Raw genomic sequence first — 11,338 nt, forward strand, 5'->3', positions numbered from 1 at the left:
CGCGAACCAGGCCGGTCGACCGCCACCGCTCCGGTTTGTGGCCGGCGCTCCCTCACCAGGCTCGGCCGCCTGCTGACCAGCCTTACCGATCGTTGCGGCAGATTTCTGAGTATTCCGGTCCCACCTCAAGATCGCCCGATGCACCGCGGACGGCGAAGGCGAGTAGCCCCTGCACCACACCTGTTGCATCCGCTACAGTGCTCGTGACCGCTCCTGAGCTGCGGAAACTCCAATCGCACACCCACGAAGCCCCAGAAAAGCATCGGAGACTTCGACTGCTCCGGCGAGGACTCGAACGCGACTGGATCGCACGCACCGGCTGCTGGTCCCGGGTCAAGCGCGTCCTCCTCACCTACGACCAGATGCAGGCCTACGGACTTCCCGCTGCCGAGGGCAAACGGGACGACCCGCGGTGGCCGGCCTTCGCGCAGCGGTACGGCTTCGACGTTGACCAGCCGGTCCAGTGGGAAGTTGAGGCCCTCGAACCGGCCGAGCTCCAGCGCCTGGTCCTCGAAGCGGTGGAAGCCCACATCGACCGCTCCCAGCTCGCTCGGCAGCTCGCCGTAGAGCAGCGCCAGCGCCGCCAGCTGGCCGACTTCCTGCGCCAGTTCGACGGCTCGGGCGGTTGGTGAAGTCTGGGCAAGCCTGCCGGCGGGCGCCCTCGAAGAGGGTTGCACCAACAGTTGTCCGCACAGGCGGACCCAAAGTTGCACCGGAGGTACTACCGGAGGTGTGAACCCCCCGGACTACCCCCGCACGCGCGGGGAGCAGTCTTCCTGACCAGCGATTCTATGGGCCGACACTCGGATGACATACCACTTTCACCGAAACGGATACAACGCCCATAAGCCCTCTCATGGCGCGCCTCAGCGCGCAGCGCGAGCTGCTGCATGTTCTGGGCACCCTGGTCATGGGGACCATCCCCCGCGTACGCGGGCCCCGCAGGCGGAACGGGACATCTTGCCTGCGTCACCTGGCTCGCACGGAGCAAGCCGGCCCGCCGGCCGCTCCGGTCACTTCCTCCGGGCCTGCCGCTCCGCGCTCACGGTGTAGCTGGGCAGGACGCAGTTCGGGAAGTCGCAAAGCACCGGTATGAACGGTCACACCCGGTCCTTCTCTCCCTCCTGTTCGGGCCAGTTGTGAAAAGTCAGGCCGCCGGGTTTGTTGAGGCTGCCGTAGAGCCCAGCAGCGGGGTACGCGATCAGGTTCTGTGGAAGGGCGTGTTCAGCGAACCATTCGAGTTCCAGGCACTTCTCCGGTTCCCGGTTGATGGGCTCGCCGGTGTACCGCGTCGCCTCGTAGAAGAAGCCGATACGGTCCGGCGTGCCGTCGCCCTGGTGGTGGACCACGGTGTGGAGCAGCGTGAGGGTGGCCGGGTCGGCGCGGAGGCTGGTTTCCTCCTCCAGCTCCCGCGCGGCGGCCTGGGCGGGCGTCTCTCCTGGGTCGAGCTTGCCGGACGGTGCGTGCCACTGGCCGTATCCGTATGGTCCCCCGCGCTGGGAGAGGAGCAGCTTGTCGCCCTGCCGGACGAGGACGTGGACGTGAACGTTCACGAGGGGCGGGTCGGCTTGGTGTTGTCAGTCATGATCTCTCTAACTGGGCTGTGTGACGGTGCGGTTGTGGACGTTCGCGTAATCCCCCAGGGGTAAGTTCACGTAATTCCCCAGGTGCCCGTCTGGCTGGGCTGGTGACTCGTCTGGTCAGAGCTCGATGCGATGCTCGGCAGCCGATGGGTCATCGACGGAGCCGTAGCGCAAGACGACGTGTGCTGGCCGGAACGGCAGGTCGTTCAGGATGGGTTCCATGACAGCGAAGAGTGCATCGGCGTCCGGTCCGTAGGCGTAGAGGACCACCTCGCCGCCTCCGTACTCGTTTCCGTCGAACTCGCCGACGTCGGCTTGCTCGATCGCCTCGGTCAGGAGGGACTGGGCTTGGCGGACGGCCTCCCGTTGGCTTGACTCGCCAAGGCCGTCATCGGCCAGTCGATATCGAGCGATGACGGCGTGTTCAACGTCGGATTCTGCTTCGTCTGTGTCGGCCATGCGGGAAACGATCTCATCCCGGACCGACATCCTCGCCGGACTGACCCTCCGGGACACGGTCCTAGGTGATCGTGGGCTTGGCCGGCTTGTCGGTCGGGTTCTTGGGGCGCGTGTTCGGGCGGTAGCTGGGGCCGTTCATGATGACCTGGTGGCTGGTGTTGATCAGCCGGTCCAGGAGTGACTCGGCGACGACGGGGTTGGGGAAGAGCGGATACCAGTCGCTGGGCGCCCGGTTACTGGTGATGATCAGGGACCTGCCCTACCGTTCGCTGACCAGCTCGTAGAGGTCATTCGGCCTGGGAGGCGCCGAGCTGGCGCATGGCGAAGTCGTCGAGGATGAGTCCTCGTCCCATGTGCGGTCCGCGTGGCCGCCGGCCAGGTCCGCGAGGATCCGGCTGGTCTTGGCGAATCGGACGTGGGCGCCCTGGCGAACGGCGAGGTGACCGAGGGCCTGGGCGACGTCTGTCTTGCCGACTCCGACGGGTCCGAACAGGATGACCGACTCGACGGAGTGGAGCCAGCGCAGGGCGCCGAGGTCACGGATCTGTCCGCAGGCAGCTTCGAGGAAGCGGTGAAGTCGAACTCCTCCAGGGTGACTTGCTGCTCGAACTTCACGATCAAGTGAATGCGCGGGAGGGACTGGGTCCTGCAGGACCAGACACTTCGGTGGGCCAGCACGAGCACACCTTCCAGGCACACCCCAGTCGCGCACACTCGTCGTGATGTGGCTGTGGGTGTCCTCGGGGTTACCGGGTCCTGAAGCGGCGGAAGAGGTTGCGGGCCACGTGCACTCCCGGGCCGCCGAAGCCGACGATGTCGACGCGTCCGTCGCCGGTGATGTCGGTGAGGAAGCGGGGGTGGCGGTCGACCCGCCAGCCGCCTGCGTCATCGTTGTACCCGAACCCGCGGCACACCAGCTGGGCCTGTTCGAACTGGCCGCCGTCGCGGCAGTGCGATACCCAGACGCCCTCGTTGCCGAAGCCGACGATGTCGGGGTTGCCGTCGCCGGTGACGTCGGCGAGGAGCCGGAGGTGCTTCTCGCCCGTCCACCCCTGGGCTTGCCCATAGTCGTTCAGGACGAGCTGGGAGGGCTCGAAGGTGCCATCGCCGCGCCCGCGTGCGACGACGACGCCCTGCGGGCCGAAGCCGACGATGTCCAGTGGTCCGTCGCTGGTGGTCTTGACCAGGAACCGAGGGTGTTCCTCGATTGAGCTCCACCCCTGGTTGACCCCGAAGTCGTCGAGGACGTACAGAGGCTCGGCGAACGTCCCTTCCCCGTCCTGGAGTGATAGCCAGAGGCCGTCGTCGTGGCAGCCGACGATGTCGAGCCTGCCGTCGCCGGTGGTGTCGGCGAGGAACCGAGGGTGCTTGCTGGCAAGCCAGCCACCGGCCTCCTCGCTGTGGCCGAATGCCCGGAGGGCGGGTTCACCTGCGAGCGGTGCGAACTTTCCTTCCTCGTTCTGGAGTGATACCCAGAGGCCGTCGTCGTGGCAGCCGACGATGTCGAGCCTGCCGTCGCCGGTGGTGTCGGCGAGGAACCGAGGGTGGTTGCCGACGAGCCAACTGCCGGCCTGCGTGCCGTGGCCGAACGCCTTGAGGACCAACTCGCCGCCCGCGGGCGCGAACTGTCCGCCCCCGTCCTTTGTGGACACCCGGACACCCTCGGCGGAAAGCACGACGACACTGGGACGGCTCTCGCCCGTGAGGTCCGCGAGGGTCCACAGGTCCGAGGGACTCGCGGAGGACGCGGGTGGGTGCAGAACCCGTTCGTCGTCGTCGAACGTCCCATCCCCTCTGCTGGACGAGGTCACAGCCCCCTTTGCGGGTTTGAGCCCGACGATGTCCGCGAGCCCTGTTCCTGTGGTGTCGGCGAGGAACCGTTCGCCGAGCCCCGCCCACCAGCCCGCCTGGCCAACAGGGCAGCGGTTGGACCCGTCCGTCTTCCACCCGCCGGCGTCCTGGTCGCTTCCGAACTTCTCCAGGACCAGCAGTACGTTGCTGAAGGAGGGCGTCGCGCCGGGTGCCGGCCGCAGGGTGGTTCCGCTGTGGGTCAGTCGCCAGGACTGGCGGCTGTTCCAGTGGCTCAGCGGCGCCCAGTTCAGCACGAGGTCGCTGGTGCGCTCCGGTTCGGCCGGAACGAGGCGCCACCGCTGGCTCTCCGAGCTGTCGTCGTACTCGCGAAGAACGATCCGGGTGTCGTCCTTCCCGGGGTCGGCGAGGTCGAGAACAGCGCCGCCGGCCGCGCCCTCGATGAAGTAGAGGCCCGCGTGGCCGTCGGCGGGGACGACATACCACTGCTGGCTCTTCTTGCCGGCCGCGACGGCCCACTGGCGGACGCCCCGGTCTACCGCGGCGGGGTCGTCGTCGAGAACCTTGCCGCTGAGGGCGTTGCGGATCACATAAGCCCGGTCGGCTTGTGCCGCCGGTACGGGGGTGAGCTGCCACTGCTCCGGGCTCGGGCCGCCATGGGGGTAGGCGCGGACGACGAGCGCCCCGTCCACGCTCGGCGCGGCCTTGGCGCCGAGGGTTTCCCCCGTGGCGGCGTTGACGATCTCCAGCTTCAGTTCTTGCGTGGGGACGGGCATCGTGGTGCCTCTTCCAGGCGGTTGGGGCGTTGGCTCGGGACGGGTGCGCCGCGGGGGCCGCGGATCACGTGAAGACGTGGTGGTACGGGACGTTCCACTCGCTGGGCAGCCGCGGGTAGAACGTGTTGATGACCGTCCCGGTGAAGTCCCCGCCCCAGTTGTAGGTGAGACGGACCTCGCTGTCGGCGGTCACCGCGTGGTCCTTGAACCCGAGGATGGCGTCGGGGTGGGTGATCGGCACGAAGGTGATGCCGCCCCACGGCGTGACCGTGACGACCCAGAGCTGGGTGTCCTCGGTCGCGCCGTTCTTCCCTCGCCACTTGTCGCCGACCTTGCCGGGGAGACCGACCTGGACGGTGTCGGCCGTGCTCTTGGGAGCGTCCTGGTGGGCGGTGATGCGCCTGCGCTGCGGCTTCGGCGCTCCGTCGTCGCCGCGCCCGGCGCCGGCCTCGGCTGTGCCGGCGGGCTGGGGCGACACCTGGCCCGCGGCGCTCTCGATGAAGTACAGCGGCCGCTGCCCGAAGAAGCCACCGGGGCTGATGTGCCAGAGGTGGCCCTGTGCGTCCTTGGTGGCCGGGTCGAGTGCGGTGGCCAGCTTGACGCCCTTGTCGTGGCTGTCCGCCTTCAGCTCGGCGGGCCGCAGGTAGCCGCCGTTGAAGGCGTGGACGAGCATGACCGGCCGGTTCTCGACCAGTGCGGCCACGATCGCGTTGTCGTAGCTGTTCACCGCCACCGGGCCGCCGACCACCAAATTCGCCATTGCCGTGCGTTCTTGGGTGTACATCGCCGCAAACCTCACCTGTTCTTGATGTGGAGAACAACGCCTCGGGCGCTCAGTGAAATGGTTTATCACGCGGCGTTTCCGGATGCTCAATCACCCGCGATGGAAGCTACTTCGCAAGCGAATGCATGACCGAATCAAATACGGCCAAAGTGGCAACATTCGAGGTCACGACACCAGCGTGGGGCCCGGGATGATTATCGATCGGGTGATCGAGGGCAACCAGAAAATCTTGATCACCCGTTTGAGTGTGGAAACCCAGGGTTGCCTTCTTGGGCAATGGGCCCCTGCTAGTTTCGCTTTCCGGAACGTCTGCAGATTCCTGTTGCCATTTCACCGAGTGCGGTTTCGGCCAGATCAGTCGAGGACAGAAATTGCCTTCCAACGCGTACAACCTGGAACGGGCCAAGCGCCAGCCGCTGACGAAGAAAAACCTGCGGGAACTCAACATCGAGCAGACCTGGCAGTCCATCCTGGAGCACCCCAACCTCGTCTATGTCGACGACTACGGTGTGCGCCACAAGCCCGTCGGGTTCTCCGTGAACAAGTCGAGCTTCGGCTCCTTCCCCGGCACCGCGTACGGGCTGGGCTGGCTCGCCTACATGAACCTCGGGGAACCGCTGATCGAGGAGCGGCGCAACATCACCCAGCCCCCGCCCGACACGTTCTCCTCGCGCACCTACGTCAACCGCAGCCAGTCCGAGATGACCTTCACCGACTCGGTCGACTTCAACGTGTCGAACGGGGCCACCTGGTCACTCTCGGGAGACTCCAAGCTCACCTTCGGCGGCAGCGTCAGCGCACAGTTGCAACTGCAGCTGCAGAACAAGCTCGGCCTGAACCTCCAGGGACAGCTGGGGACGCAGCTCAAGAACGAAATGGCGAACAAGAACGCCAACACGGTGACCAACAAGAACAGCAAGGACAGCATGGGAGTCGACAACGCCAACACCGTCGACACGGCGGTGACCAACGGAATGACGAACTCCGCCTCGGCCACGATGACCGGCTCGGTGGACTTCACCACCACGGGCAGCGCGACCGGCACCGCGGGTCTCAACGCCGCACTGGCCCAGGGCATCGCGGCCTCCGTCGGCGGTTCCCTGACCACCAGCTGGGCCTCGAAATCACAGATCTCCGGCAAAGTCCCGCCGGGCTCCCGCGTCGAGACCATCGTCACGCAGCGCCGTGCCCTCAAGCAGTACACCTACGAGATCCCGGTGACCTTCTCCGGGCTCCTCGCGGTGAAGTACGCCGTGCCGGTGGCCGTCCTGTCTCCCCCTCAGCCGGACGACTACCCCGGGCTCGACCAGTTGGTCGCCCGCGACATCAATGACCTCGACCTGGCGGGCGGCGGCTTCCGCATGAAGGGTCTGGCCGAGGTCGTCTCCGCCTTGGAGGTCCACCACACGATGTTCGACGGCGAGAGCCTGACCGACAGCCAACGAGACCTGTACAAGAAGCCGTGAGCGGGCGGTTGACGCCGCCACAACGACCAGAGGTGACGACCATGGTGTTCAGCAACGTCTTCGGCTCCGCGGGTAAGGGCGCCGGGCTGTTCTCGGTGACCACCGACCGCGACAAGCCGCAACCGGGCGCGGGCGTCGACTTCGAGGACGCGGACGACGACACATACGACGACACGACCACGAGCCTGTTCACCAGCGGGATCCATGGTGCTTCCCACCGGGCGAAGATCGTTCAGGAGCAGTCGCCCGAAGCGCGGGCCGTCCTGGGCTTCCTCGCCTCCTTCATCCAGACCACGCAGGAATCCGCCGGCGCGCAGGCCGAGTACGCCCAGGACCCCAGCTCGGTATCCACGGCGGCGGCCGCCGGCATGGAGAAGTCCAGCGAGACGGTGACGCAGCACAGCGACCTGCAGAAGGACGAGGGCTTGCAGCCGCCGAAGAGGAGCGACTTCAAGGCTCCCGAGGCCCCGGCGTCGCCCAAGGCCGAGGAGCCCCCCAAGGCGCCCAAGGCAACCGCTGAGAAGCCGTCCGACTCCGAGTAGGCCCACATGAACGAGTGGTCAGGGGGCGAGAAGCCCCCTGACCACTCGTTCATGTGTCACACGGGGAGCAGCTGCCACTGCCGGTCGCGGTGGTCACCCTGTGCCCCGTACTGCTTGACCACCGTGGGGGCGTTGGTGTCGACGCGCAACAGCAGACCGCTGTTGCGGTTCGCGATCTCGTACACCCGCGGAGTGTCGGTCGCGGAGCCCACGGGGATCAGCCTCCACTGCTGGTGATCTGCGGCGCTTCCTTCGTAGGCGCGCTGCGCGACCACCGCCCCGTCTGCCGTCCCTCCTCCGACGACCTCCAGGACCTTGCCGCTGCGCACGTTCTCGATCCTGTACAGGATTTCGCCGCTGTCCTGGCCTGCCGCGATCAGCCGCCATTGCTGGTGGGCCCTGGGGGAGGCGAGGGACTGGTGGATCTCGGCACCGTCCTGGGTGGACTCACGCAGGACTCCCATCCGCAGCCTGCTCCGGACGTTGGCCCAGGAGACCACTGTGCCCGAGTCGGGCAGCCCGGCCATCAGCTTCGACGCGACCTTCCGGATCCGGTGATTGTTCCGGTCGGCGATGTAGAGGGTGTCGACACAGTCGGCAGCGAGACCCCGCGGATGTTGCAACTGGGCCGAGTCGGCCGGGCCTCCGTCACCGGCGGAGCCTTTGGTACCTGTGCCGGCGACGGTGCTGATCGTCCCGTCAGGCGTGATCTTCCGGACCCGGTGGTTGTTGTACTCGGAGACGTAGAGGTTTCCGGCGCTGTCCACCACCACCGCCAAAGGGAGGTTCAGCTGGGCCGAAGTGGCCGGACCGTCGTCACCGCCGAATCCCGCGCTACCGGTGCCGGCGACCGTGCTGATCGTCCCGTCGGCCGCGACCTTCCGGACCCGGTGATTGTCCGCATCGGCAATGTAGAGGACGCCCGCGCCGTCCACCGCCACCCCGTGCGGGTTGTTCAGCTGGGCTGAAACCGCTGGACCCCCATCACCCCCGGGGCCGGCGGACCCGTTCCCCGCGACCGTGCTGATCGTCCCGTCGGCCGCGATCTTCCGGACCCGGCAGTTGCCGTAGTCGGTGACGTACAGGACGCCGGTGCCATCCACCGCCACCCCGAGCGGAGTGTTCAGCTTGGCGGCCGTGGCCAGGCCGCCGTCACCACTGAATCCCGGGCTGCCCGTGCCGGCGACGGCGCTGATCGTCCCATCGGCCGTGATCTTCCGGACCCGATGGTTGCCGGTATCGACGACGTAGAGAGTGCCGGCCCTGTCCACCGCAATCTGACGCGGGCAGTTCAGCTGGGCCGAGACGGCAGGACCGTTGTCCCCCCGGGTTCCGGCGGACCCGTTCCCCGCGAACGTGCTGATTTTCCCGTCCGTGGTGACCTTCCGGATCCGATGGTTGCTGTAGTCGGAGATGTAGAGGGCTCCGGCGCTGTCCACCGCGACACCGTAGGGAGCATTCAACTGAGCTGATACGGCCGGCTCGTTGTCCCCCTTGAACCCGGCGCTTCCGGTCCCCGCGACCGTGCTGATCGCCGCTGCGGAGTGCTCACCGTCCGTGGCTGCCGTTGGGGCAGTGCTCATTGTCATCCCTTCACCGTTCACCGACCGCCCACTACGGCGGTTGTCAGTTGATTCCAGCAAGTCATGGGGGTCTCTGGGCGGCAGAATCACTTCTGAGTGCCTTATTCGCATCCCGTTGACGAGCTGCGGCCCCTGATCGGCTGCCGCCCGGCCGGTACCGGGAGGTGACGAACGGGCGCGGCGAGCCGTACAGCCGGCCACCTGCGTCAGTGGAGAAGGTGAGCCCGGGCGACCGCGGGTCCCTGCGTTGCTGCCACGAGCCGTCCCAGCCGGACCGGCCCCGCTTCGACTCAGGCCAGCAACCGGCTCTGAAGGCCAAGTCGGTCCTGCGTCGTCCGACGTCGCGCAGCCAGCGCCTCGATCACCTCCGCCGCGTGTGGACGCCAGCCCACCACCAACAAGTAGGACCAACCGGCCACAGCGGCCGCCCGCGCGGTGGCCGCGAACCTCGCCGCGTCGGCCCGCGAGAGGGAAAGCGGAGAGTTCGGAGAAACAGCCCAGGTCAGCCCTCTGGGGCGCTATCCTGCCCGCCAACTCAAATGCACAGACCGACAGATCCAGTGCTCCTGAGCCATCTGTAGTGCTCAGTCACATCCGGGGCTCGCGGGCTGTTCGGGGAGCAGCTGCTACAGCTCGAACTCCAGGTGCTGGGCGTCCGTAAACCAGACCTCCTCCAGGCTTCCAGCACGGCGGCCGCCGTCCTGGAAGTACATCCTTGAGCCCTTCGGCCACGATCTGCTGGAGCTGCTGGTCGCTGGCGCCGGCCTCCTGGGCCTCGAAGAGGCGGGCCGCGTACTGCGCGAACTGGGCTTCACTTTTCCCGAGTGACGAGGCATGCCAACTGGAGTGGAGCGACAACTCACCCTGTGTGGTCACCGGGGGCGTATCGGCTTCAGGTTCCGCCAAGCGAGCGGTGGCTCAGCTCGGTGAGTTTTCAGGCGTCGGCCCGGACGGCGTGCCCGGATAGTGAGATGACCTTTCCGCGGTGGCGGGTTCGTGTGAGAATGCCCGCCATGCAGCGCCAGTTCATTATTAGCGCCAGCGTGCCGGCACCGAGGTGACCTGGGGGCGATCCCTCCCAGGCGGCTCACCGCCCGCACGCAGACCTCTCGCATTCCGCGAGGGGTCTTTTTGTTTTCTCCATCAACAGCCCTGAGCAGCGGCCTTACCCCGGCCTGGCAGACTTGGACAGGAAACACCCGCCATGACACACAACGTCTTTCACGTCTTCGACACCACGCTGCGCGACGGCGCACAGCGTGAGGGCATCAACCTCACCGTCGCGGACAAGATGACCATCGCGCAGCATCTGGATGACTTCGGTGTGGGCTTTATCGAGGGCGGTTGGCCAGGGGCCAATCCACGTGACACGGAGTTCTTCGCCCGCGCGAAGCAGGAGATCGCGTTCAAGCACGCCCGGCTCGTCGCTTTCGGCGCCACGCGCCGTCCTGGCGCCCGGGCCGCTGACGATCTGCAGGTCAAGGCGCTCCTCGACTCCGCCGCCCCGGTGATCACGCTGGTTGCCAAGTCCCACGACCGCCATGTGGAACTCGCGCTGCGCACCACCCTGGAGGAGAACCTGGAAATGGTCGCCGACACCGTCTCCTACCTTCGCGAGCAGGGCCGCCAAGTCTTCGTGGACTGCGAGCACTTCTTCGACGGCTACCGCGCCAACCCCGAGTACGCCAAAGCCGTCGTACGCGCCGCCGCCGAGGCCGGCGCCGACGTCGTCATCCTCTGCGACACCAACGGCGGCATGCTCCCCGCCCAGGTCCAGGCCGTCGTCGCCACGGTGCTCGCCGACACCGGCGCCCGGCTCGGTATCCACGCCCAGGACGACACCGGCTGCGCCGTCGCCAACACCCTCGCCGCCGTGGACGCGGGCGCCACCCACGTCCAGTGCACCGCCAACGGCTACGGCGAGCGGGTCGGCAACGCCGACCTCTTCTCGGTCGTCGCCGCCCTGGAGCTCAAGTACGGCAAGCGGGTGCTGCCCGACGGCGCGCTGGCCGAGATGACCCGGATCTCGCACGCAATCGCGGAGGTCGTCAACCTCACCCCGTACACCCACCAGCCGTACGTCGGCGTCTCCGCCTTCGCACACAAGGCGGGCCTGCACGCCTCCGCCATCAAGGTCGACCCCGACCTCTACCAGCACATCGACCCCGAACGCGTGGGCAACACGATGCGGATGCTCGTCTCCGACATGGCGGGGCGGGCTTCCGTCGAGCTCAAGAGCAGGGAGCTCGGCATCGACCTCGGCGGCGACCGCGCCCTGGTCGGCCGGGTCGTCGAGCGGGTCAAGGAGCGCGAGCTCAAGGGGTACACGTACGAGG

At 67.3% G+C, this 11,338-nt stretch carries 9 protein-coding genes and 2 pseudogenes; 4 read left to right on the top strand and 7 right to left on the bottom strand.

The window, feature by feature from the left end; genetic code table 11:
• Positions 1-203: 203 nt before the first annotated feature.
• Positions 204-632 (top strand): hypothetical protein, encoded by a 429-nt coding sequence (locus tag ABZZ38_RS28095; protein WP_356744945.1) that lies wholly within the window; start codon positions 204-206, stop codon positions 630-632.
• 468 nt (positions 633-1,100) lie between these two features.
• On the opposite strand, the gene ABZZ38_RS28100 is transcribed toward ABZZ38_RS28095, so the two are convergent.
• The 5 genes and pseudogenes from ABZZ38_RS28100 to ABZZ38_RS28120 form a co-directional block, all read right to left on the bottom strand.
• A complete protein-coding gene (locus tag ABZZ38_RS28100) occupies positions 1,101-1,553 on the bottom strand; it encodes an NUDIX domain-containing protein (RefSeq protein WP_356744947.1) in 453 nt (150 codons plus the stop codon).
• A 147-nt stretch (positions 1,554-1,700) separates the two neighbouring features.
• The gene (locus tag ABZZ38_RS28105) at positions 1,701-2,042 is read right to left on the bottom strand and encodes a hypothetical protein (RefSeq protein WP_356744949.1); all 342 of its coding nucleotides are present in this window, start codon (positions 2,040-2,042) and stop codon (positions 1,701-1,703) included.
• Between the two features lie 61 nt (positions 2,043-2,103).
• A pseudogene (locus ABZZ38_RS28110) lies at positions 2,104-2,754 on the bottom strand (ATP-binding protein).
• Between the two features lie 34 nt (positions 2,755-2,788).
• On the bottom strand, positions 2,789-4,627 hold the full coding sequence (locus ABZZ38_RS28115) for an RICIN domain-containing protein (RefSeq protein ID WP_356744951.1): 1,839 nt from the start codon (positions 4,625-4,627) through the stop codon (positions 2,789-2,791).
• 64 nt (positions 4,628-4,691) lie between these two features.
• A complete protein-coding gene (locus ABZZ38_RS28120) occupies positions 4,692-5,411 on the bottom strand; it encodes a hypothetical protein (RefSeq protein ID WP_356744953.1) in 720 nt (239 codons plus the stop codon).
• Between the two features lie 371 nt (positions 5,412-5,782).
• On the opposite strand from ABZZ38_RS28120, the gene ABZZ38_RS28125 reads away from it, so the two are divergent.
• Together ABZZ38_RS28125 and ABZZ38_RS28130 are read left to right on the top strand one after the other, a co-directional pair.
• Complete coding sequence (locus ABZZ38_RS28125) at positions 5,783-6,877, top strand: hypothetical protein (RefSeq protein ID WP_356744955.1); 1,095 nt, start codon at positions 5,783-5,785, stop codon at positions 6,875-6,877.
• Positions 6,878-6,918: 41 nt separating this feature from the next.
• On the top strand, positions 6,919-7,419 hold the full coding sequence (locus tag ABZZ38_RS28130; RefSeq protein WP_356744957.1) for a hypothetical protein: 501 nt from the start codon (positions 6,919-6,921) through the stop codon (positions 7,417-7,419).
• Positions 7,420-7,475: 56 nt separating this feature from the next.
• On the opposite strand, the gene ABZZ38_RS28135 is transcribed toward ABZZ38_RS28130, so the two are convergent.
• A complete protein-coding gene (locus ABZZ38_RS28135; RefSeq protein ID WP_356744959.1) occupies positions 7,476-9,002 on the bottom strand; it encodes an RICIN domain-containing protein in 1,527 nt (508 codons plus the stop codon).
• A gap of 626 nt (positions 9,003-9,628) precedes the next feature.
• Positions 9,629-9,800, bottom strand: a pseudogene (locus ABZZ38_RS28140) (XRE family transcriptional regulator); the annotation flags it as partial.
• Positions 9,801-10,206: 406 nt separating this feature from the next.
• Between ABZZ38_RS28140 and cimA the strand changes: the two are divergent.
• On the top strand, positions 10,207-11,338 hold a 1,132-nt coding region (gene cimA / locus ABZZ38_RS28145), incomplete at its 3' end, for a citramalate synthase (protein ID WP_356744961.1).

Source organism: Streptomyces sp. NPDC006368, assembly GCF_040612535.1.
GTDB lineage: Bacteria > Actinomycetota > Actinomycetes > Streptomycetales > Streptomycetaceae > Streptomyces.